Annotated in this window: 21 protein-coding genes and 1 pseudogene; 20 read left to right on the top strand and 2 right to left on the bottom strand. The window is 59.2% G+C overall.

Features of this window, described 5'->3' with window-relative positions; translation table 11 throughout:
• Positions 1-53: 53 nt before the first annotated feature.
• Complete coding sequence (gene rne / locus M5G17_RS14225) at positions 54-3,194, bottom strand: ribonuclease E (protein WP_273893534.1); 3,141 nt, start codon at positions 3,192-3,194, stop codon at positions 54-56.
• Between the two features lie 744 nt (positions 3,195-3,938).
• On the opposite strand from rne, the gene rluC reads away from it, so the two are divergent.
• Genes rluC through M5G17_RS14210 form a run of 3 tightly spaced genes read left to right on the top strand, consistent with a single transcriptional unit; the run spans position 3,939 to position 6,547 of the window.
• Positions 3,939-4,895: a 23S rRNA pseudouridine(955/2504/2580) synthase RluC gene (rluC, locus tag M5G17_RS14220; protein ID WP_273893533.1), complete on the top strand. Its 957-nt coding sequence runs from the start codon at positions 3,939-3,941 to the stop codon at positions 4,893-4,895.
• Positions 4,885-5,571 (top strand): HAD family hydrolase, encoded by a 687-nt coding sequence (locus M5G17_RS14215; protein WP_273893532.1) that lies wholly within the window; start codon positions 4,885-4,887, stop codon positions 5,569-5,571. The genes rluC and M5G17_RS14215 overlap by 11 nt, the downstream gene beginning before the upstream one ends.
• Positions 5,564-6,547, top strand: a complete 984-nt coding sequence (locus M5G17_RS14210) for a S49 family peptidase (RefSeq protein WP_273893531.1) — start codon at positions 5,564-5,566, stop codon at positions 6,545-6,547. The genes M5G17_RS14215 and M5G17_RS14210 overlap by 8 nt, the downstream gene beginning before the upstream one ends.
• A 54-nt stretch (positions 6,548-6,601) precedes the next feature.
• Here M5G17_RS14210 and M5G17_RS14205 read toward each other — a convergent pair whose 3' ends face one another.
• Positions 6,602-7,180, bottom strand: coding sequence for a Maf family protein (locus tag M5G17_RS14205; protein WP_273893530.1), 579 nt, complete (start codon positions 7,178-7,180; stop codon positions 6,602-6,604).
• Between the two features lie 95 nt (positions 7,181-7,275).
• Between M5G17_RS14205 and M5G17_RS14200 the strand changes: the two genes are divergently transcribed.
• The 17 genes and pseudogenes from M5G17_RS14200 to M5G17_RS14120 all read left to right on the top strand — a co-directional run bounded on the left by M5G17_RS14200 (position 7,276) and on the right by M5G17_RS14120 (position 22,651).
• Entirely contained in the window at positions 7,276-7,803 is a 528-nt protein-coding gene (locus M5G17_RS14200; RefSeq protein ID WP_273893529.1) for a YceD family protein, read from the top strand.
• Between the two features lie 13 nt (positions 7,804-7,816).
• Complete coding sequence (gene rpmF, locus M5G17_RS14195) at positions 7,817-7,999, top strand: 50S ribosomal protein L32 (protein ID WP_010223221.1); 183 nt, start codon at positions 7,817-7,819, stop codon at positions 7,997-7,999.
• A gap of 3 nt (positions 8,000-8,002) precedes the next feature.
• Positions 8,003-9,013, top strand: coding sequence for a phosphate acyltransferase PlsX (plsX, locus tag M5G17_RS14190; protein ID WP_273893527.1), 1,011 nt, complete (start codon positions 8,003-8,005; stop codon positions 9,011-9,013).
• A gap of 129 nt (positions 9,014-9,142) precedes the next feature.
• Complete coding sequence (gene fabD, locus M5G17_RS14185; RefSeq protein ID WP_273893526.1) at positions 9,143-10,081, top strand: ACP S-malonyltransferase; 939 nt, start codon at positions 9,143-9,145, stop codon at positions 10,079-10,081.
• Positions 10,082-10,097: 16 nt separating this feature from the next.
• Positions 10,098-10,838, top strand: a complete 741-nt coding sequence (gene fabG / locus M5G17_RS14180; RefSeq protein ID WP_273893525.1) for a 3-oxoacyl-ACP reductase FabG — start codon at positions 10,098-10,100, stop codon at positions 10,836-10,838.
• 196 nt (positions 10,839-11,034) lie between these two features.
• On the top strand, positions 11,035-11,271 hold the full coding sequence (acpP, locus tag M5G17_RS14175) for an acyl carrier protein (protein ID WP_003175607.1): 237 nt from the start codon (positions 11,035-11,037) through the stop codon (positions 11,269-11,271).
• A 104-nt stretch (positions 11,272-11,375) separates the two neighbouring features.
• Complete coding sequence (gene fabF / locus M5G17_RS14170) at positions 11,376-12,620, top strand: beta-ketoacyl-ACP synthase II (protein ID WP_130265654.1); 1,245 nt, start codon at positions 11,376-11,378, stop codon at positions 12,618-12,620.
• On the top strand, positions 12,620-13,435 hold the full coding sequence (gene pabC / locus M5G17_RS14165) for an aminodeoxychorismate lyase (RefSeq protein ID WP_273893524.1): 816 nt from the start codon (positions 12,620-12,622) through the stop codon (positions 13,433-13,435). Before fabF ends, pabC begins: the two co-directional genes overlap by 1 nt.
• A 3-nt stretch (positions 13,436-13,438) precedes the next feature.
• Positions 13,439-14,584, top strand: a complete 1,146-nt coding sequence (gene mltG, locus M5G17_RS14160) for an endolytic transglycosylase MltG (RefSeq protein ID WP_273893523.1) — start codon at positions 13,439-13,441, stop codon at positions 14,582-14,584.
• Positions 14,585-14,603: 19 nt separating this feature from the next.
• Positions 14,604-14,927, top strand: a pseudogene (gene tmk, locus M5G17_RS14155) (dTMP kinase); the annotation flags it as partial.
• A 456-nt stretch (positions 14,928-15,383) separates the two neighbouring features.
• A complete protein-coding gene (locus tag M5G17_RS14150) occupies positions 15,384-15,704 on the top strand; it encodes a hypothetical protein (RefSeq protein ID WP_273893522.1) in 321 nt (106 codons plus the stop codon).
• A gap of 198 nt (positions 15,705-15,902) precedes the next feature.
• Complete coding sequence (locus M5G17_RS14145) at positions 15,903-16,739, top strand: hypothetical protein (protein ID WP_273893521.1); 837 nt, start codon at positions 15,903-15,905, stop codon at positions 16,737-16,739.
• Positions 16,740-16,966: 227 nt separating this feature from the next.
• Complete coding sequence (locus tag M5G17_RS14140) at positions 16,967-17,530, top strand: hypothetical protein (protein WP_273893520.1); 564 nt, start codon at positions 16,967-16,969, stop codon at positions 17,528-17,530.
• A gap of 182 nt (positions 17,531-17,712) precedes the next feature.
• Positions 17,713-19,584 (top strand): KAP family P-loop NTPase fold protein, encoded by a 1,872-nt coding sequence (locus M5G17_RS14135; protein WP_273893519.1) that lies wholly within the window; start codon positions 17,713-17,715, stop codon positions 19,582-19,584.
• Positions 19,585-19,867: 283 nt separating this feature from the next.
• Positions 19,868-20,473 carry a Qat anti-phage system associated protein QatB gene (gene qatB / locus M5G17_RS14130; protein ID WP_273893518.1) on the top strand — a complete coding sequence of 202 codons (606 nt, stop codon included), beginning with the start codon at positions 19,868-19,870 and terminating at the stop codon, positions 20,471-20,473.
• Entirely contained in the window at positions 20,470-21,738 is a 1,269-nt protein-coding gene (qatC, locus tag M5G17_RS14125) for a Qat anti-phage system QueC-like protein QatC (RefSeq protein WP_337993367.1), read from the top strand. The genes qatB and qatC overlap by 4 nt, the downstream gene beginning before the upstream one ends.
• A 514-nt stretch (positions 21,739-22,252) precedes the next feature.
• Positions 22,253-22,651 carry a hypothetical protein gene (locus tag M5G17_RS14120; protein WP_273893516.1) on the top strand — a complete coding sequence of 133 codons (399 nt, stop codon included), beginning with the start codon at positions 22,253-22,255 and terminating at the stop codon, positions 22,649-22,651.
• Positions 22,652-22,818: the final 167 nt, after the last annotated feature.

Here is a 22,818-nt window from a genome sequence, read left to right as displayed (position 1 = left end):
GCAATAAAAAGCCCCGCCAGTTACCTGGCGGGGCTTTTTTTCAGCCTGGACGATCAGACGAGCGGTTTGTGCTCTTCTGCGGTTTCCAGTTTCTCCTCGACCACTTCTTCGGTCGGTGCCGCAGGCGCTTCTTCTGCGACTACAGCAGCGCTGGCTTCGGCGGCGACCACTGCAGCGGCAGCTGCGGCAGCTTCGGCTTCGCGTTTGCGACGGCGTACTTCACGTGGATCGTTCGGTGCGCGACCGTTGCTGGTCAGGGAGCTGGCCTCTGCTTCAAGCGCAGGTGCAGGCTCTTCGACCGGTGCTGGCTCGGCGACTGGCGCAGGTGCTTCAACCGCTTCTGCAACCACCACCGGCTCGGCCGCCACTGGTGCCTGAACTTCAGGCGCAGGCTCCACTGCTGCAACAGGTTCCAGCACTTCAGCTGGCGCAGCAATCACAGGCGCTTCGACCACTGGTGCAATGCTGGCTTCTACTGCTGGCGCTTCGGCCGGGGCAGTGAAGGGTTGCTCGATAACCGGTTCGACCGCGACTTCAACGACCTGGAAGGCCTCGGCTGCTTCGGCCACTTCAGGGGTTTCAACCACTGGCTGAACGGCTTCCACGACAACGGTCTCGGTCGCTGCGACTTCAGCCGCAGCTTGCTCTTCGACGGTGACAGTGGCGAGTTCGGCCTGCTGGTTGGCTTGGGCTTCGGCAGCGGCGCTGATGTTGCTGGTGGCAACAGCGGCGGTCACGGCCAGGCCTGCGACCAGTTCGGCACCCAGCTCGGTGGTTTGTGGCTGCTCTTCGCTGCCGTCTTCCGAACCTTCTACCAGGTTGCCGTTGGCATCGCGTTGACGCTCGCGACGGTTGCTGCGACGACGCTGGCCACGGGAGCGGCGGCGAGGGCGTTCGCCTTCGGTGCCTTCCTGGTTGTCATCTTGCAGCAGTTCTTCGTTCGGCAGTTCCTCTTCCGCAACTTCAGCAGCAACCTCAGCAGCCTGTTCGGCTGGACGCAGCTGACGCTCTTCACGTGGCGGACGCGGTTGACGCTCTTCACGCGGCGCACGTTCTTCGCGCGGTGCGCGCTCTTCACGTGGGGCACGCTCTTCACGAGGCTGACGCTCTTCACGCGGAGCGCGCTCAGGGCGTTCTTCGCGCACGGCCGGGGTGGCTGCGTCCAGTGGCTCGCGCAGTTCGCGGACCGGACGGTCCTCGCGGGAGCGGCGGTCTTCACGTGGTGCGCGTGGTTGACGCTCTTCACGCGGCTGGCGTGGCGCGCGTTCTTCGCGGGCTGGTGCTTCTTCGCGGGCTTCGCGTGGCTGACGTTCTTCGCGTGGGGCGCGTTCGGCACGCTCTTCACGCGGTTTGCGGTCTTCTTCGCGACGGCCGTTGCGGTTGCGGCTCTGCTGGCGACCGTTGCGACGCTCTTCGTTGCGCTGCGGGCGTTCGCTGGCCGGTTTCTCGGTGACCACTGGCGCAGCGGCGACAGGCTCGTCCTTGCCGGCGAACAGGCTCACCAGCGACTTCACCAGGCCTTTGAACAGGCTTGGCTCAGGGGTGTGCTGAACGGGCGCGGCGACTGGTGCGGCGGCTTCGCTTGGCACTGGAGCGCTGGCGCGGGCCGGAGCGGTCTTGACCGCAGCTTCCTGGCGCACCAGGGTGCGGGTAGCGGCAGTCGGCTGGGCGTCTTCGGTCTCGGTGGCAGCGATTTCGTAGCTGGACTGGCTGTTCATGGCCTCCGGGCTGTCGTCGCGCAGGCGCTGGACTTCGAAGTGCGGGGTTTCCAGGTGATCGTTCGGCAGGATGACGATGCGGGCCCGGGTGCGCAGTTCGATCTTGGTGATCGAGTTACGTTTTTCGTTGAGCAGGAAGGCTGCAACCGGAATCGGCACTTGGGCGCGGACTTCGGCGGTGCGGTCTTTCAGGGCTTCTTCTTCGATCAGGCGCAGGATGGCCAGCGACAGCGATTCGACGTCACGGATGATGCCGGTGCCGCTGCAGCGTGGGCAGACGATGCCGCTGCTTTCACCCAGGGAAGGGCGCAGGCGCTGACGGGACATCTCCAGCAGGCCGAAGCGCGAGATACGGCCAACCTGCACGCGGGCACGGTCGGCTTCCAGGCACTCGCGGACTTTTTCTTCCACGGCGCGCTGGTTCTTGGCAGGCGTCATGTCGATGAAGTCGATCACGATCAGGCCGCCGATGTCACGCAGGCGCAACTGGCGGGCGATTTCTTCAGCCGCTTCCAGGTTGGTCTGCAGGGCGGTTTCCTCGATGTCGCTGCCTTTGGTGGCGCGCGCCGAGTTGATGTCGATGGACACCAGGGCTTCGGTCGGGTCGATGACGATCGAACCACCGGACGGCAGGTCGACGACGCGCTGGAAGGCGGTCTCGATCTGGCTTTCGATCTGGAAACGGTTGAACAGCGGTACGCTGTCTTCGTACAGCTTGATCTTGCTGGCGTACTGCGGCATGACCTGGCGGATGAAGGTCAGGGCTTCTTCCTGGGCGTCGATGCTGTCGATCAGTACTTCGCCGATATCCTGACGCAGGTAGTCACGGATGGCGCGGATGATGACGTTGCTTTCCTGGTAGATCAGGAAGGGGGCGGCGCGGTCCTGGGAAGCTTCCTTGATCGCGGTCCACAGCTGCAGCAGGTAGTCGAGGTCCCATTGCATTTCTTCGCTGCTGCGGCCAAGGCCGGCAGTGCGCACGATCAGACCCATGTCGGCAGGGGCGACCAGGCCGTTGAGGGCTTCGCGCAGCTCGTTGCGCTCTTCGCCTTCAATGCGGCGGGAAATACCACCGGCACGCGGGTTGTTCGGCATCAGGACCAGGTAGCGACCGGCCAGGCTGATGAAGGTGGTCAGGGCTGCGCCCTTGTTGCCGCGCTCTTCTTTCTCGACCTGGACGATGACTTCCTGGCCTTCGCTGAGCACTTCCTTGATGTTCACCCGGCCTTCGGGCGACTTCTTGAAGTATTCGCGGGAGATTTCCTTCAGCGGCAGAAAACCGTGACGTTCGGAGCCGAAGTCGACGAAAGCGGCTTCCAGGCTAGGTTCGATCCGGGTAATCCGGCCTTTGTAGATGTTGGCCTTTTTCTGCTCACGCGCGCCGGACTCGATGTCCAGGTCGTAGAGACGTTGGCCGTCCACCAGAGCTACACGCAACTCTTCGGGTTGAGTTGCGTTAATCAGCATTCTTTTCATGTAATACCGTCGGTTTCCGGGCTGCCGGAAACGGCGTTCGGCACACACGACTTCTCACGGTCTGTGTCAGGTGCGCAAGGAGTGGCGGGCCACCCCCGTGTCCAGCAACTTTCGAGCCCGACTGGTCACCCAGTACTGCTGAAGTCGCGACGACGCGTCCTGCTTGCTGTGGTGTCAAATGCACTCAGTCAGGAGGAGGAATCAGCCTTCGGCCGTGGACGCCCGCAGGGCATCTTGATCAAGACCGGGTCCGGTCGCCAGGCCAATAGGCCGGTGAACTGGACGCAGTACTACACGGTCCGACGGTTGTGCATCTCCACCCTACACGTATCCCTGATAATTCGGGTGCTGCCGCGCGCTGAATCCGCAACGGGTTGCATTTTCGCCAGCTCCATACGGGAGCCTGCGCCTTTTATATCCAAGGCTGGTATTTCCGAAGCCGTCGCCATGACTGCGTGAAATTGACGGCACTGACAGAGTGGCAGCGAAAAAAACGTGGGGGAGGGTGAAATACCGCTCTTGTAGTTTTTTATCGGTCTTCTCTGCGCGGCGCTGGTGGCGATTCCAGGCATTTCTGTAAACTGGCGAAAGCCCCGTCGGACGGCCTCGCGTCCTCGAGAATTGCGTCGGTCAGGGCCGGCTGAAAGCCGTGAGTCCGCTGGCCAGCCGCTTTTGGCGGCGTTCGCGACTATAGCAGCAATCATTAAGTGCTTCAAATCCATAAAAAATTGTTATGATTGGCAAATGACGACTAATGCCCCTCCGACCTCCGGCGTCCAGCTGATTGAGGTCGCGCCGGAACTTGCCGGCCAACGAATCGATAATTTTCTTGTAACCAAGCTCAAGGGTGTCCCCAAGACCTTGATTTACCGCATTTTGCGTAAAGGCGAAGTGCGCGTGAACAAGGGCCGGATCAAGCCCGAGTACAAGTTGCAGGCCGGTGACATCGTGCGCGTGCCGCCCGTTCGTCTGCCTGAACGTGACGAGCCGGTGCCGGTGGCGCAGGGCTTGCTCGAGCGCCTCGAGACGGCGATCGTCTATGAAGACAAGGCCCTGATTGTGCTCAACAAGCCTGCCGGCATCGCCGTGCACGGTGGCAGCGGCTTGAGCTTCGGCGTGATCGAAGCCTTTCGTCAGATGCGCCCGGATGCCAAGGAGTTGGAGCTTGTTCATCGTCTGGATCGCGACACCTCTGGCCTGTTGATGATCGCCAAGAAGCGCAGTATGTTGCGTCACCTGCACACGGCCCTGCGCGGTGACGGTGTCGACAAGCGCTACATGGCCCTGGTCCGCGGGCATTGGGCGACGGCCAAGAAGCAGGTCAACGCACCGCTGCTCAAGAGCAATCTGCGTTCTGGTGAGCGCATGGTCGAGGTCAATGACGAGGGCAAGGAAGCGCTGACGATTTTCCGCGTACTGCGCCGCTTTGGTGAGTTCGCCACCATTGTCGAGGCGCGGCCGATTACCGGGCGTACCCATCAGATTCGCGTGCACGCGCTGCATGCCGGGCATTGCATTGCCGGTGACAGCAAGTATGGCGATGAAGGCTTCACCCGGGAGATTCGCGATCTGGGTGGCAAGCGCCTGTTCCTGCATGCCTATGCCTTGACCGTGCCGCTGCCCGATGGTGGTGAGCTCAAGCTTGAGGCGCCGGTGGATGATATGTGGGCCAAGACCGTGGAGCGCCTGAGTGCAGCGTGATTACGACCTGCTGATTTTTGACTGGGACGGCACGCTGGCCGACTCCATTGGTCGGATTGTCGAGGCCATGCACCTGGCCGCCGGTCGTGCGGGCTATACCGCCTGCGCTGATGAGGCGGTCAAGGGCATTATCGGTCTGGCATTGCCCGAGGCCATCAGTGTGCTCTATCCGCACCTCGATGCTGCTCAGGTGGCGGGGTTTCGCCAGCACTACGCAGATGTCTACATGGCCCTGGATGACCAGCCTTCGCCGCTGTTCGAGGGTGTGGTCGAGTCGCTGGAAGCCTTTCGCGCCGAGGGTTACCGCCTGGCGGTGGCGACCGGCAAGGCTCGTCGCGGCCTGGATCGGGTGCTGCGTGCCAATGGCTGGACGGATTACTTTGATATCACCCGCGCTGCTGACGAGAGTCGTGGCAAGCCCCATCCGCAGATGCTCGAGGAGATCCTTGCCCATTGCCAGGTCGAACCGCAGCGTGCGTTGATGGTCGGAGACTCATCGTTTGACCTGTTGATGGCCAGCAATGCTGGCATGCGTTCGGTGGCGGTTGGTTATGGGGCCATGTCGCTGGAGGCGTTGAGTGCCTTTGGGCCGCAGGTGGGTATTGATCATTTTTCACAGTTGCAGGCGTGGCTGAGCAAGTCGCCTGCAAATTCCAGGGTAGGTGAGCATGGCTGATGAGTGGAAGGCGCCAAGCGCCGAAGGTAACGAAGATTCGAAGAGCTGGAAGCTGCTGGAGAAAACCCTGCTGGCCGGTGTTCAGGAGCAGCGCCGGGCACGGCGTTGGGGGATTTTTTTCAAGCTGCTGACCTTCGTCTACCTGTTCGGCATTCTGGCCTTGTTTACGCCGCTGATGAACATGGACAAGGCGGCTTCGCGCAGTGTCAGTCATACCGCACTGGTCGAGGTGCGCGGCATGATCGCCGATCAGGAGCCGGCCAGTGCCGATAACATCGTCGGCGGCCTGCGCGAGGCGTTCAAGGACCCGAAAACCAAGGCGGTGATCCTGCGTATCAACAGTCCGGGTGGTAGTCCAGTGCAGTCGGGCTACATCTACGATGAGATTCGCCGCCTGCGCGCCGAATACCCGACCATCAAGCTGTATGCGGTCATCAGTGATCTCGGTGCTTCCGGGGCCTACTATATCGCCAGTGCTGCTGATCAGATCTATGCGGACAAGGCCAGCCTGGTGGGTTCTATTGGCGTCACGGCGGCCGGTTACGGTTTTGTCGGCACCATGGAGAAGCTGGGTGTCGAGCGTCGTACCTACACTGCGGGTGAGCACAAGGCTTTCCTGGATCCGTTCCAGCCACAGAAGCCTGAAGAGGCGGCGTTCTGGCAGGGTGTGCTGGAGACCACTCACAAGCAGTTCATTGCCAGTGTCAAGCAGGGGCGTGGCGAGCGCCTCAAGGACAAGGAGCATCCTGAGTTGTTCAGTGGCCTGATCTGGTCGGGCGAGCAGGCCCTGGCCTTGGGCTTGGTGGATGGCCTGGGGGGTGCCAGTTATGTAGCGCGTGAGGTGGTGGGGGAGAAGGAATTGGTTGACTTCACTGTCGAGGAGTCGCCGTTCGATCGCTTCTCCAAGCGCCTGGGTGCCAGTGTTGCCGAGCATCTGGCCATGTGGATGGGCTTTCAGGGGCCATCGCTGCGCTGATTGATTGGCTCAATGAAAAAGCCGACCCTTTGAGGTCGGCTTTTTTGTGTTTGGTCAGGGCAGGCTCACGCCTTCGGCCAGCAGCATATCCACCAGGCGAATCAGCGGTAGGCCGATCAGGCTGGTGGCATCTACGCCGTGGGTGCTCTGGAACAGGCTTACGCCCAGGCCTTCGGCCTTGAAGCTGCCGGCGCAATCGTAAGGTTGCTCGGCGCGCAGGTAGCGTTCGATGCGTGGCAAGTCCAGCTCGCGCATGTTCACGGTGAAGGGTACACAGTCGACCTGGCAGTGGCCGGTGCTGCTGTTTAGCAGCGCAAGGCCGGTGAGGAAGGTTACGTGATTACCGCTGGCGGCCAGCAATTGCTCACAGGCGCGCTCAAAGGTGTGCGGTTTGCCGAGGATCTGCTCGCCGAGCACTGCGACCTGGTCCGAACCGATGATCAAATGGTCAGGGTGGCTTGTGGCCAGGGCCTGGGCTTTCTCTCGGGCCAGGCGTTTGACCAGTTCAAGGGCCGGCTCTTCGTCCAGGCGTTGTTCGTCGATATCCGGGGAGGTCCAGCTGAACGGCAGGCGCAGGCGCTCGAGTAGTTCGCGCCGGTAAGGTGAGCTGGAAGCCAGTAATAAAGGCAGCATGATAGACTCCTGGGCAGGTGAAACGATTCTAACATGTTGAACGAAGCCGAATTTCCTTTGACAGAGGCGGGGGTCATCCCTAGAATGCTGCGCCTATGTTGAATGACCCGATTCCACCTCACGTTGACCCGCGCAAATTGGCCGATCGTGGTGTTTCCCTTGAAGGAACACTGCAGCTCGCCGATTTGGAGAGACTCTGCGACCCGCTTTCCGATACTGTCGGTACGGTGCAGGCTAAATTCGATTTTGAGCGCGACGAGCAGAAGGCTGTGGTTATCCACACCGACCTGAGCGTCGAGGTCAAGATGGTTTGCCAGCGTTGTCTTGAGCTGGTCACCCTGCCGATCCACAGCGAAAGCACTTATGCTGTGGTGAAGGAGGGTGCGAATACCCAGTCGTTGCCGAAAGGTTATGACGTGCTGGAACTGGGCGAAGATCCTTTGGATCTGCAGGCCTTGGTCGAGGAGGAGCTTTTGCTCGCCTTGCCTATCGTGCCTGCTCATCATCCGGAAGAATGCCAGCAGCCGGCGGGCGCCGATGAGCCCGAACCGAGCAAGGACGAGGTAACACGGTCCAACCCGTTCAGTGTATTGGCGCAGTTAAAGCGTGACCCAAACGTTTAGGAGTTAATCAATTATGGCTGTTCAGCAGAACAAAAAATCCCGCTCTGCCCGTGACATGCGCCGTTCGCACGACGCCCTCTCGGAAAACGCTCTGTCCGTAGAGAAAACCACTGGTGAAGTGCACCTGCGTCACCACGTATCGCCAGAAGGCGTATACCGTGGTCGTAAAGTGATCGACAAGGGCGCTGACGAGTAATCCTTGTCCGCTCAGATCATCGCGATTGACGCAATGGGCGGGGACTTCGGTCCCCGCAGCATTGTTCAGGCAAGTATTGCTTGCCTATCGGCTACCCCCTCGCTGCACCTGGCCCTCGTCGGTCAACCCCCCCTCCTTGAAGATCTTCTCGCTGGCCAGTCGGCAGCGGATCGTGCGCGCCTGCAGATTGTGGCTGCCAGCGAAGTGATCAGCATGGATGAGCGGCCGTCCCAGGCATTGCGCGGCAAGCCCGATTCGTCCATGCGCGTGGCCCTCGAATTATTGCGTGATGGCAAGGTCCAGGCCTGCGTGAGTGCCGGCAACACCGGTGCACTGATGGCGCTGTCGCGCTATGTCTTGAAAACCCTGCCCGGCATTGATCGCCCGGCCATGGTTGCCGCCATCCCCACTCAGGCTGGTTATTGCCAGTTGCTCGACCTTGGCGCCAACGTCGACTGCAGTGCGGAAAATCTCTATCAGTTCGCCGTGATGGGTTCGGTGGCCGCCCAGGCCCTGGGCATTGCTCGACCGCGGGTTGCCTTGCTCAATGTCGGTACCGAAGACATCAAAGGTAATCAGCAGGTCAAGCTTGCTGCCAGTCTGCTGCAGAACGCCCGGGGGCTGAACTACATCGGCTTCGTCGAAGGTGATGGGTTGTATCGCGGCGAGGCGGACGTGGTGGTGTGCGACGGTTTTGTCGGTAACATTCTGCTTAAGTCCAGCGAAGGCTTGGCGACGATGATCGGTTCGCGTATCGAAGCGCTGTTCAGGGGCGGGCTTGCTGCGCGCCTGGCTGGTGCTGTGGCCATGCCGCTGCTGCGCCGGCTGCAGGCTGACCTGGCGCCGGCGCGACACAATGGCGCAAGTTTCCTTGGCTTGCAGGGTATCGTCATCAAGAGTCACGGTTCTGCAGGCGTGCAGGGCTTTCAGAGCGCCATCCAGCGTGCGCTGATCGAGATCCAGGAGAACCTGCCGCAACGCCTGCACGGGCGTCTGGAAGACTTGTTGCTTTAGGCATATGCCTCACGAAGTGGTTAAATGTGACCGCTTGGTCTTCGTTACCATCCAACTCTTCAGTTTGTTGTGCTCAGTCTGGTGCTGGGCGCTTTATTTCCGACGACAAGATCACTAGGGGCTTGTTCAATGTCTGCATCCCTCGCATTCGTCTTTCCCGGTCAAGGTTCGCAGTCCCTCGGCATGCTCGCCGAGCTGGGCGCCCAGTATCCGCTGGTTATTGATACCTTCCGTGAGGCCTCCGAGGCTCTGGGCTATGACCTCTGGGCACTGACCCAGAACGGTCCGGAAGAGCAACTCAACCAAACCGACAAAACCCAGCCGGCCATCCTCACCGCCTCGATCGCCTTGTGGCGCCTGTGGCTGGCCGAAGGCGGTGCGCGCCCGGCGTTCGTTTCCGGTCACAGCCTGGGCGAGTACAGTGCCCTGGTCGCAGCTGGCAGCCTGAGCCTGGGTGACGCGGTGAAGCTGGTCAAGCGTCGTGGCGAACTCATGCAGGAGGCCGTGCCGGCCGGGCAGGGCGCCATGGCGGCGATCCTCGGCCTTGACGACGCCGTTGTCGTGGCTATCTGTGCAGAAGCTGCTCAGGGCGAAGTGGTCAGTGCGGTCAACTTCAACTCGCCCGGCCAGGTGGTGATTGCCGGCGCCAAGGCGGCCGTCGAACGCGCTATGGAAGCCTGCAAGGCAGCTGGCGCCAAGCGTGCCCTGCCACTGCCGGTCAGCGTGCCGTCGCACTGCGAGCTGATGCGCCCGGCTGCCGAGCGCTTTGCCGAATCGGTCAATGCCATCGACTGGAAAGCCCCCCAGATTCCAGTAGTGCAGAACGTCAGCGCCGCAGTTGCCGCGGACCTCGACACCCTCAAGCGCGACTTGCTGGAGCAGCTGTACAAGCCGGTACGCTGGGTCGAGTGCGTCCAGGCCCTGGCCGCCAATGGCGCGGTAAACCTGGTCGAATGCGGCCCGGGCAAGGTTCTGGCCGGCCTGAATAAGCGCTGCGCTGACGGCGTCAACACCTCTAACCTCAATACCCCGGATGCTTTCGCCGCGACGCTCGCGGCGCAGGCCTGAATTAGGAGAAACTTGCATGAGCCTGCAAGGTAAAGTTGCACTGGTTACCGGCGCCAGCCGTGGTATTGGTCAGGCTATCGCCCTGGAACTGGGCCGTCTGGGCGCTACCGTGATCGGTACCGCTACCTCCGCCTCGGGTGCTGAGCGTATCGCTGCAACCCTCAAGGAACATGGCATTGCCGGTACCGGCCTTGAGTTGAACGTGGCCAGCGACGAGTCGGTCACCGCCACCCTGGCCAAGATCCAGGAGCAGTTCGGTGCGCCGACCATCCTGGTCAACAATGCCGGAATCACCCGCGACAACCTCATGATGCGCATGAAGGACGACGAGTGGTTCGACGTCATCGACACCAACCTGAACAGCCTTTACCGTCTGTCCAAGGGCGTGCTGCGTGGCATGACCAAGGCGCGTTGGGGTCGTATCATCAGCATCGGCTCGGTAGTCGGTGCCATGGGTAACGCCGGTCAGGTCAACTACGCCGCCGCCAAGGCCGGCCTGGAAGGTTTCAGTCGCGCCCTGGCGCGTGAAGTCGGTTCCCGTGCGATCACCGTCAACTCGGTGACCCCAGGCTTCATCGACACCGACATGACCCGTGAGCTGCCAGAAGCTCAGCGGGAGGCGCTGCAGAACCAGATCCCCCTGGGGCGTCTGGGCCAGGCACAGGAGATCGCCAATGTGGTGGCTTTCCTGGCCTCCGAAGGTGCAGGCTATGTGACCGGCGCGACCATTCCGGTCAATGGCGGCATGTACATGTAAAATTGAATGTGACGGATTGCTTCAAAAAAATGTCATACGAGCGGTCTAAAATCCGTTATAAAGCTGCAACCAGATTCTAGTTGGTTGGCAGGTGTGGTCTTGCAAGGCGTGTTGCGCTTGAAAAGCAGACGTCTTTCTATACACTTACACACCGGCCAGCTGCCTGACATATGTCCATTAGGAGTGAAAACAAGGTATGAGCACCATCGAAGAACGCGTCAAGAAAATCGTCGCCGAGCAACTGGGCGTTAAAGAAGAAGAAGTAGTGAACACCGCTTCCTTCGTTGAAGATCTGGGTGCCGATTCCCTTGACACCGTTGAGCTGGTGATGGCTCTGGAAGAGGAATTCGAGACCGAAATCCCTGACGAAGAAGCCGAGAAGATCACTACTGTTCAAGCTGCTATCGACTACGTCACCAGCCACCAGGCCTAAGACGTTGTAGTCGTCGCTTCTTGTCATGGAAAAACCGCACTGCCTTCGCCGGCGTGCGGTTTTTTCTTTACAAGAGATGTAGTCAATTGAATAAGGAGAGTGCTGTGTCGCGTAGACGCGTCGTGGTCACCGGTATGGGTATGCTGTCGCCACTGGGTACGGATGTGCCGAGCAGTTGGCAGGGCATTCTGGCTGGCCGCAGTGGCATAGGTCTGATCGAGCATACGGACCTGTCTGCCTACTCCACCCGTTTTGGCGGCTCGGTGAAGGGCTTTGAAGTCGAGCAGTACCTGTCGGTCAAGGAAGCCCGCAAGCTCGATCTGTTCATTCAGTACGGCCTGGCAGCCGGTTTCCAGGCGGTGCGTAATGCCGGCCTGGAAGTGACCGATGCCAACCGCGAGCGCATTGGCGTTGCCATGGGCTCGGGTATCGGTGGCCTGACCAACATCGAAGAAACCAGCCGGACCTTGCATGATCAGGGCCCGCGGCGCATTTCGCCATTCTTCGTGCCGGGTTCGATCATCAACATGATTTCCGGTTTCCTGTCGATCCACCTGGGTGTACAGGGGCCTAACTACGCTATCTCCACCGCTTGCACCACCGGTACCCACTGTATCGGCATGGCTGCGCGCAACATCGCCTTCGGTGAAGCCGACGTGATGATTGCCGGCGGTGCGGAAATGGCTGCCTGCGGTCTGGGTATGGGTGGTTTCGGTGCGTCGCGGGCGCTGTCGACCCGCAATGACGACCCGACCCGTGCCAGTCGTCCCTGGGACAAGGGCCGTGATGGCTTCGTCCTCGCCGACGGTGCCGGTGCGCTGGTACTCGAAGAGCTCGAGCACGCCAAGGCCCGTGGCGCAACCATCTATGCCGAGCTGGTGGGTTTTGGCATGAGTGGCGATGCCTACCACATGACCTCGCCGCCGGAAGACGGCAGCGGCGCCGCGCGCTGCATGGCCAACGCCTTGCGCGATGCCGGCCTGAACGCCAGTGACGTTGATTACATCAACGCCCACGGTACCTCGACGCCAGCCGGCGACCTGGCCGAAGCGTCGGCGATCAAGTCGGTGTTCGGCGATCACGCCTATAAATTGGCGGTCAGCTCGACCAAGTCGATGACCGGTCACCTGCTTGGCGCCGCCGGTGCGGTTGAGGCGATCTTCAGCGTGCTGTCGATCAACAGCCAGGTGGCACCGCCAACCATTAACCTGGATGAGCCGAGCGACGGTTGCGACCTCGACTTCGTGCCGCACCAGGCGCGTAACATGCCGATCGAGGTGGTGCTGTCCAACTCCTTCGGTTTTGGTGGCACCAACGGCTCGCTGGTGTTCCGCCGGTTCGCCGGCTGATGCACAGCTGGGTCGATGGCCAACCGGCAGATGCACTGACGTTGCATAGCCGGGGGCTGGCCTATGGCGATGGTCTGTTCGAGACCGTCGCCGTACGCGCCGGTCGGCCATCGTTGCTCGAGTATCACCTCGAGCGCCTGGCGCTGGGTTGCCAGCGCCTGGACATCTGTGTCGATCACGGCCTGATTCGCGACGAGCTCTGCCGTTATGCCAGCCTGTTGGGTGACGGCGTGCTCAAGCTGATTGTTACCCGTGGCGACAGCCAGCGCGGCTATGCGCCAGCCGCTGGTGTGGCGCCGCGGCGTATTCTCCAGGGCAATCCCTTGCCCACTTATTCTCGAGGGCATGCCGAGCAGGGCGTTCGCCTGTTCGACTGCCAGACGCGTCTGGCCGAGCAACCATTGCTGGCCGGCCTGAAACACCTCAATCGCCTCGAGCAAGTGCTGGCCCGTGCCGAATGGCAGGATACCGGGCACGCCGAAGGTTTGATGCGCGATGTTTCCGGGCGCATCATCGAAGGGGTGTACAGCAACCTGTTTCTGGTGCGTGACGGTCAACTACTAACCGCCGACCTGAGCCGTTGTGGCGTGGCCGGGGTGATGCGTGCAGCCTTGCTCGATCATGCCAGGGACGCTGCAATCCCTGTGCAGATAACCGATCTGAGCCTGCAGGATCTGCAGCAGGCCGACGAAGTGTTTGTCTGCAACAGCGTCTACGGCATCTGGCCGGTACAGGCTTTTGCATCGCTGAACTGGCCGCCGGGGCCGCTCACCCGTAAACTGCAGGCCATTGCCCGTACGCTACTGGATGCCTGATTTGTGAGACGTAAATTCTTGGTGCTGCTGGAGACCGGATTGATCCTGGCCGGCCTGCTGTTGGGGTATTCGGCCTGGAAGGTAAATTCGGCGCTGGAGCAGCCCCTGCACGTGTCCCAGGAGCAGTTGCTCGACGTGCCCACCGGTACCACGCCCAACCGTATGTTCTACCGTATGCAGAATGATGGCGTGCTCGAAGATGCTTTCTGGCTGCGCCTGTACTGGCGTTTCAATATGGCTGGTGTTCCGCTGCACACTGGTGAATACCGCATGACCCCGGGCATGACCGTGCGCGAGCTGTTCGAGGTCTGGCGTCGCGGTGAGGTGGTGCAGTACACCTTGACCCTGGTCGAAGGCTGGAATTTCCGCCAGGTGCGTGCGGCGCTAGCCAAGCACGAGAAAATCAAGAAAACCATCGATGGTCTGAACGACGCCGAGGTCATGGACAAGCTCGGCCATCCCGGTGTGTTCCCGGAAGGGCGATTCTTCCCCGATACCTACCGCTTCGTGCGCGGCATGAGCGACGTCGAGTTCCTCCAGCAGGCCTATGCGCGCCTGGAAGAAGTACTGGCCAAGGAATGGGCTGAACGCTCCAGCGACGTACCGTATCGCGACCCGTACCAGGCGCTGATCATGGCCTCGCTGGTCGAGAAGGAAACCGGTGTAGCGCAAGAGCGCGGGCAGATTGCCGGGGTGTTCGTGCGGCGCATGCGCATAGGCATGCTGCTGCAGACCGATCCGACGGTGATCTACGGCATGGGCGAGCGTTACAACGGCAAGATCACCCGTGCCGACCTGCGCGAGCCGACGCCGTACAACACCTACACCAACGCCGGTCTGCCGCCGACGCCGATTGCCATGGTTGGCCGCGAAGCCATTCATGCCGCGTTGAACCCGACGCCGGGCAGCAGCCTGTATTTCGTTGCCCGTGGCGATGGTAGCCATGTGTTCTCCGATGACCTCGATGCACACAATTCGGCTGTGCGCGAATACCAGATCAAGCGCCGCGCCGACTACCGCTCGAGCCCGGCCCCCGTTACCGAACCTGAACCCGAGGCTCAGCCGCAGACGCCGCCATCGGCGGACGTCAGCCCTGAGCCGGTGCCTGAGCAACCGGCGCCGGCCAGCGAAGCTGCCTCCCCGCAATGATCAACTGTAAGGACTGCCTGTGAGCGGCTTGTTTATCACCCTAGAAGGTCCCGAAGGCGCGGGCAAGAGCACCAATCGCGAGTACCTCGCCGAGCACTTGCGCGCTGCGGGCCTGGATGTTGTGCTGACCCGTGAGCCTGGCGGCACACCGCTGGCGGAAAAAGTCCGCGAACTGCTGCTGACCCCCAGCGACGAGAAAATGGATGCCGACACCGAGCTGTTGCTGGTGTTCGCCGCCCGTGCCCAGCACCTGGCCGAAGTGATTCGTCCGGCCCTGGCCCGTGGCGCGGTGGTGCTGTGTGACCGTTTTACCGCGACGTTATTTTTTGTTGGAGGAGAACGTCAACCCAAAACGGTTTGCGATCTCAACCTCCTAAAAAATACATTTCTTGCCTAGAAGCCCCGATACTAAAGGGTTTCTGGATTCGGAAGGTTGCTGCTTGATTCCATTATGGCATTGGTTATTTCTAAAAAGTAAACCCCTATACCTCTGATAATGCAAAAAAATCAAAGGTAAACCCAAAAGCCTCATTTCTCCCGCTTGCGACGCCTTAATCCAGCCTCATGCCTCCCTGAAACCCAGTAAATTCAAGCCTTTTAGGGTTTACGTTTCCCTTCGCCTACGCACTCTGATCCATCACGCGCAGCCGGACTTCAATACTTGTGGCGCCTTTTGCTCCATCGCCATACTGATCAAAAGAGCAGTTTGTTCACTAACGCCCCACGGCGAGACCCCACCGCCGAATGTTAGATCCATTCGTCACATGTGAGCACGCTGGGGAACGAGGATAGGAAGAACATGAACAAATCAGAGCTGAAAGCCCTGAACAGCTTGTTGAAAGAAGAGTGCGGCTGGCTGGTCGAGATCGGCGTTTCTCCAGCCAGTGGAGATGAATTTTTCCGTGTTTATGAAGCTCGCCCCGACACCGACACCGACACCGACACCGATGCCGAACGCACGCAAGCAAATGCGACGAGGCTTCGTTCGGAACCGACAAGAGGCGCGTTTGTGGGGGTGATGCCCATCTGTACAACGCTTGCAGCATTAGTCAGCAGTGGGGCCCTGTGCCAGTACTACTACCAGAAGGGCCTGAACGCCCGTCACAACCCAAAGTCTTGACTCAATCCAATCCCACCCAACCCAACCCAACCCAACACATCCCAGCACGCACAGCAGCCCTGTGGCCCCCGGACGCCCAATTTACCCATACCCATCGCTGCTTGATTTCATGTGGCCACTATATGAAACTCCAAGCAACGCGTCTGGAATAAGGGTTTGAGAGTGAAGGTAGCGAGACACCCCGTAACACGTAGGCCAGTGACCATTCCCGAATATCGACGAGAGTACGGCCCTTCTCATCGGGGCGAGGCCAAACTGGATCTGCCCGCTACTACCTGTCCGGCCTGTCATCAGCCCTTATTTATTCGAGGTGGGAGTAATCCCCAGGATCGCCAGACCTTCGCGCATTTTCCTGATACCAAAAAGAATCCGCAGCCCTTCTGTCCGATCAAGTCAGCAGGGAAGCACAAGTACTCCATCCTTTGCCCGGTTGACCATGACCCGGCTCTTGCGGAGAAGTTGAGGACGAGTTTCTTCAAAAATTGGAAGGTGCACTGGCGCCGCTTTATGCGGTACGTCGGGTATGTAGACGTGAATGATTTCATTGCTGTCTTGAAGGTTGCCGACAAGGCCAATGTGTGGGGCTATCGAGCGATGAAGGAGCACGAGGTGATCGTTGCGCTCATGCTCATCAGTGATTTCAAGCCAGTGCTGGCAACCAGGCCGGCCCCCGTTCAACCGCAGCAGGCCGCATCGACTGAGGGCGTTGCCACCCCCACCACTGACGCGCAGGCACGACCACAATCAAAAACGAAGCCATGGAGAAAGAACTGGATCAGGTTCTGGTTTGAATCGCGGGCCAGGAGCTTCGACGATTTTTGGAACCTCTCACTTGAAAACAAGGTGATCATTAGGGTCGAGTACGCTGTTCCAGAGGGCGAGACCAAGCTGGATCCGGACTATTTGGACTCTTTTAAGGTTATCGACGTGTCCCACAATTATTTGGCCCATCGCGAGCCTGGCGACGATACGGTCGCTAGCATGGTCGAGAGTAAAATGATGCGGGCCTTCAAGAAATACATTGACGATAAATAGTCGCAGCGCCCAAAAAGCGTGCGGAGGAGAGTGACTTTTGCCGCGCCCCGGTGGGCCTGCTGTCGTGAACCAAGCCCGGCCCGGTCTTGGCCCGTCAGGTTTTCATCCTCTCGACTGCGCGCTCCACTGTCCGTCAGCCACACCTCGCTCTTTCAGTGAGTCGCCAAACAGGCAAGGGATCCAGCCCGGCCATTGGCGTCCGCTGCTCGCAAATTTAAGGCCTTTCAATGCTCCACACCGATGTACAGACCGATGATGTACAGCAAGCCCAGGACAATCGCGAGAACGAAGCGTCCCCTGAAGCCCTTCAACCGCTCAGTGCCTGGCAGCCCGGACAACCGATCCCCAGGCCTGAGATCGTGGTGTGCGACCAGTATGAGAATTATCTGGAGACGCCGCCCGAAGGCTTGGAGCTTGAGGACGTAGAGGTGATCTGGTGGACGGTGGCCTCGAACTTCAACCGCGAGGAGCTACGGAACAAGCTCCTGCCGGTCATCGAAAAGCGGCAAGACTGGGCGTGCTTCCTCTTTTCTCCAATTGCTGACCTGGATGGCAATGGTCGCTATCCATCCGACCTTATCCAGCTTCTTCGGGACATTCTGCCTAAGGGGGCGCTCCTCGCTGTTGAGCCCGCAGCAGCAGGGGAGGAGGTGTCCGAGCTTGCGGGTACCTTGGCCATCCAAAACCAGATTTGGCATGAGCTTACCTGGGCTGCTTTTCGGCTCGCTCTGAGTCAGAAGCTACCTGACTATCTTCGGGACATGTACTTTGCTGGTGACTTGGGGATCTAGCATGGCGAGCCCCTTTCCTGACTAACCGCCACGTAACGAAATATTTCTCATCCAAGTGCACTCGTTAGGTGGTGGCCACTGGCCCAGCGCAAAGGCTACTATGGCGCGTTGTTGCCATTGCTTCACGCTGACAACTTTCACTCGGAAAGCTTTCACGCTGAAGACGTCCAAGGAGGGTTGTCATGTGGGTAGATAACGAGACGGAAACAGACTTCCTCAATTTCTCTGGGGTGGCTGACACGGTTGCCGAGATCGTTTACCAAGCTAATGGCCGTCCGATTTCCATCGGCGTATCTGGAGCGTGGGGCGCGGGCAAGTCGTCCATGATCAAGCTGATCCAGGCGTCGCTGAAAGATCCTCCCCAAGGCGAGGAGAAGCCAAAGAAGGACTTTGTGTTCGTCGAGTTCAACGCCTGGCTCTATCAAGGTTACGATGACGCCCGTGCCGCCCTGATGGATGTGATTGCCACGCGGCTGGAGGCTGAGGCCAAGAAACGCGCGAAAGGCCTGGATAAGGCCACGGAGCTTCTCTCACGAGTAAACTGGCTTCGGGCAGCGAAGCTTGCTGGCAGCACAGCAATGTCCTTTGCGACGGGCGTACCTGCTCCGGGCTTGCTGAGCGAGGTCATTGGGCTTATCGACCGAGTTCGAAATGGTCAGGTCGATCAGGACGCGATCGAGGCGCTGCACGACACCGCCGAAAAAGCTAAAGACGAGGCCGGTAAGCTATGGAATAGCGCACCTGCCAAAAAGTCTCCGCCCAAGGAAATCCAGGCACTCAGGGATAACTTCGAGGCCATCCTGGAGGAGCTTGGGGTCACGCTGGTCGTCTTAATCGACGACCTAGATCGCTGCCTGCCCGAGACCACCATCTCCACGCTGGAAGCCATTCGGCTCTTCTTGTTCCTGCGCAACACGGCGTTCGTGATCGCTGCGGACAACGAGATGATCAAGCACGCGGTGCGAAAGCACTTTAGCGGCGTGCCTGACGATGTCTTGGTGACCAGCTACTTCGACAAACTGATCCAGGTGCCGATTCGTGTGCCTCCGCTGGGTACCCAGGAAGTCAGGGCGTACATGATGATGCTGTTCCTGGAGAACAGTAAGCTGGAGAAAGATGTGATCGAAGACATCCGGATCAAGGTACGCGGGCAGCTTCGGTCGACATGGCAGGGCAACCGAGTGGATCGCGCGTTCATGCAGAGTTTGTACGATAGCTACCCCACAGATCTCATCGGCAAGTTCGACACCGCCGAGCGCCTGGCTGCAGTCATGACATCCGCCTCAGGTATCCAGGGAAACCCGCGACTCATCAAGCGTTTCCTGAACGCCTTGTCCATCCGGATGAGCATTTCTCGTGCCCACGGGGTGGGTGTTGACGAGGCGGTGCTGGTCAAGCTGATGCTCTTTGAGCGTAGCGGCAACCCCAAGGCATATGAAGAGTTGATGAAGGCCGTGGCTGCCCACAAGGATGGTAAGCCGACCATGCTTGGCGAGTGGGAAGCGGATGTGAAGGTAGGCAAAGCCCTGACGCTCCAGCAGCCCTGGGATCTGCCTTTCGTGAAGGAATGGCTGGCTCTGCCACCGGCGTTGGCGGACAAGGATTTGCGGGGAGCCATCTACGTCAGTCGTGAACACGCGCCGATCATCACGGACGAAGACCGGCTGTCTTCCGAGGCCGCCGAGCTGCTCACTGCACTGCTCGCTACCCCTGACATGGCCGGGCAGTTGAAAGATCGGCTGGCTCTCATTGCGCCCGTAGACATCAACGTGGTGATGGATCGTTTGCTGGATAAAGCGGGTGCTGAGCAAGAGTGGGGCGTGCCGGACATCTTGGAGGCCTTACTCGTGGTTGGGCGCCTTGACCCTCAGCAAGGGCTCCGACTGGCGGCGTTTCTCAAAGATCGCCCGCCTGCACAAATTCAGGCGGCCATTGTGCCTAAACTGACCGACGAGCCATGGGCTAGGTCAGTGTACGAATTCTGGATGACCGCTGAAGTGAGCGGGCCTGTGAAGGCTGCGATAAGGAGATTCGATGGGCACTTCGCAAAATAATGACGGGCCTGGTAAAAACCGACCGTTCGTTCCCCCTTGGACTCCTCCGCTGCCGCCGATGCCGCCTGCGCCGCCTGTTCCTCCAAAACCGCCTGAACCGCCTGAGCCGGATCCGAATGATGACGGGCCACCCGAGCCAGACAAAGACAGGCCTGAGGACGGTGACCAAGCTGATGACCCGAGCCAGGCGCCTCAAGCACCGTCGCCGCTAGCGCCTCCTGGACGATTCGCGGGCGCGCGGCGGGGGCTTGGTGACTATGCGAGCAGTGGTAATCGCGACAGCTTGCGCAAGAGTCTGCGGGAATATGTCCGGCATGGGTACGGCGGTGCCAAAACAACCACTGCTCGCTTTGGGGGCACTGCGTCGATCGCGGGGGTCTTCGGCAGCGCCCTTGAGGCGGTTGCTGAAGGTAACCCGCAAGCCGGCCCAGGTGTGCTTGATCGCGCGCTGTTGCAGGGCCGTTCGGCCTCTGAGGTCATGGATGCACTGGTCGAAGCGGTGCGCCCTGTTGATGGCTCCCAGGATGCGGAAGCCGAGCGCGCATCGATTCGCGGTTCGCTGTCTGACGTTCTGCTGCGTTACCCGGACGCCGACCTGCTTAACCTGTCGGTCGAGCAGCGGGCGTTTGCTATCGAGCGCTTTACCGCCATGGATGTGTTTCACCGGTATGAGCTGGATCTGGGAAAAACTGTTCAGGAGAAAGCTCCGTCGGCGACCGTGGCCATGCGTCGCTTAAAGGAAATTAAGGATTACATCAAAGAATGCGTGAGCGCGTCGTTCCGCAAGATCGCAACCGCCAGAACGCCCCTGACCACAGGGAAAATTTCTCAGGTGGTCGCACAGGCATTGAAAGACACCTTTGAAGTTTTCGAGGGGTACGTAGAATGAGATTCGTATGCGGCCCCGCTGGTTTCAAAGTGCCGGGTGTGGAAGACGCCATGCAAGTGGTGATCTACGGCAAAGCTGAGGATGGGCAGGTCAGCGTTGGTGGCTATGCCAGGGAACTGTTGGATAGGGCTCATCTGGAAATCAGCCCTCAAGCCTGGGACTTCCTGAACATCGCCCTTTCGGTGGTAGCTGCGGATTTCACTGCTTTGAGAGCAAAAAGTGCTGATGCCTGGACTCGCCAGATCAGTCTTGAAATTGCTGTGCAGGATCCGGTGTTTTGGAATACGCAAGCGCGTGCCTTGGAGGCGGCTTTGCGATTCCTTACAACGGATCAATGGACGCTGGCATTTCATCCTGGTGGTTATGGGCCGCCGGCACAGATGAAGGCATTGCACCCTATCGAAGACTCCGTTGTGCTGCTCTCGGGTGGTCTGGACAGCTTGATTGGTGCTATTGATCTGGTCGAGCAGGGGGTAAAGCCCTACGCAGTGAGTCAGATTGTCCGAGGTGATGGCGAAAAGCAGAATCTCTTCGCCAAGAGCCTTGGACTGAGCCGAATCGGTTTAAATCATGTCGCCAAATCTCCGGGGGAGCAGGAGCCGTCTCAGCGTGCTCGCTCGATCGTATTCTTAGCATTCGGCCTGGCGGTGGCGACATCGCTTGATCGCTACCATCTCGGCGAGACTGTACCGCTTTATATCTGCGAGAACGGATTCATCGCTATCAACCCACCACTGACTATGTCTCGATTGGGAAGCCTCAGCACGCGCACCGCACATCCTGAGTACCTTGGGCGTCTTCAGCAGATCTTTGATGCTGCAGGCATCAACGTTCAGATTCGTAACCCCTACGCCCTGGTTACGAAAGGGGAAATGATGGTGGAATGCAAAAACCAGGATTTGCTCAAGCAGCATGCTGTGGCATCCACGAGTTGCGGGCGTTTCCAGCGGTTCGGTTACAAGCACTGTGGTCGCTGCGTGCCGTGCCAAGTGAGACGCGCCTCGTTTAAGCGTTGGTCGGCGCTCGATGATGATACTTGGTACGTCTACGACAACCTGAGCAAGGATGACCTACAGCATGGGCGATTTGAAGACGTGCGGTCGGTGGGAATGGCGCTGGTAAACGTCGCCGAAAATGGGTTTGAGCAGTGGCTAGGGCACAGTCTTTCATCCTCCTTCATCCATGATCGCCAAGGGTACAGTCAGATGCTTGCGCGAGGGCTTGATGAGCTGGGCGTTTTGCATCGTGACTATCGTCTGATCTAGTCGCGGGATGCGTGCGTCGAATGGCTACGCGGCGTGGTCTAGTGCATAGCCATAGTCTATGTGTGGTTATAGGCATGGGCCGAGCGAGGCCGATCCAGGCGCTTTTCGCAGATCTGTGGCATTCAGAATTGGGAAGCCACGCGGTGAGTCGAGGGGCCTTGATGAGGTCTCATCTGGCCAATTCTGAATTGACGGTCGCGATCAGCCCATGTCATCCATAAAGTCTGGTGACTTTGCCTTCCTGATCAACCTTTCGATGACTCAGTAATCCAGCCTCACCATCGATTTTACGATCCTTAGTTAAAGTTTTTAATCAGGGCGACTCTGCTTCCATTGAAAGTTCGTTTTAGCCTTATATTGTTGCTGCGAACTCCGGATTCGAACATAATCCGCGCCCCTTCAATCTAACGCCATCGACGGAATGTTGGCCGGCTCACAAAAATGGTGAGTACCTCACATTTTTTTGTGGGATAGCGGTAGAGTTAACCCATCTGTTAATTGAATAGAGGCTGATATGGGCTGTCTTCAAGAGTTCGCTCGTCTGACTGAGTTAGTGCATACGCTGGAAAAACAGAAAGAGCATATGCTTCAGGATGGAGAGCTCGTTCGGGAGTTGGAATTCGAAAGGAAATTGAACGAGCTTTTGGACGAATATGGCGTTCCTAGGGAGCGCTTGTTGGAGATTTTGCTGGGCCGTCCCGATGTGCCCCGGGCAATTCGAAAGGAGCTAGGTGATGTGGGGAATTTGAAAAGCGAATCCCCGGCTCCAACCCCTGCTAAGCAGGCTGCTGCGAGCACAGCACCTGAATCTGGTTTGCGACCTGCCAGCTCAAATGCTGCTGCATGGAGGGAAAAATTTGGACATCGAAGCTTTGAGTCTTGGTTCAATCAAGCGAAGCCTGAGCGCAGCTGAGTTAAGTAGCATTTTTCAAAATATTAACTTAGCGGCTGATTTTGAATTTCCCAGATTCTGAATGGTTAGTGTCGGCGAGATAGTGAAGTTCGATGCTAACTCAATTCTGAATTGAGATACTGCTATGATCAGATTGCTCCCTGGATGGCTAGGGATGCTCCGAACAA

The organism is Pseudomonas rubra (genome assembly GCF_028656935.1).
GTDB classification, from domain to species: domain Bacteria; phylum Pseudomonadota; class Gammaproteobacteria; order Pseudomonadales; family Pseudomonadaceae; genus Aquipseudomonas; species Aquipseudomonas rubra.
The sequence above is the reverse complement of the archived record's forward strand: the minus strand, read 5'-3'. Positions and strand labels throughout refer to the sequence as shown.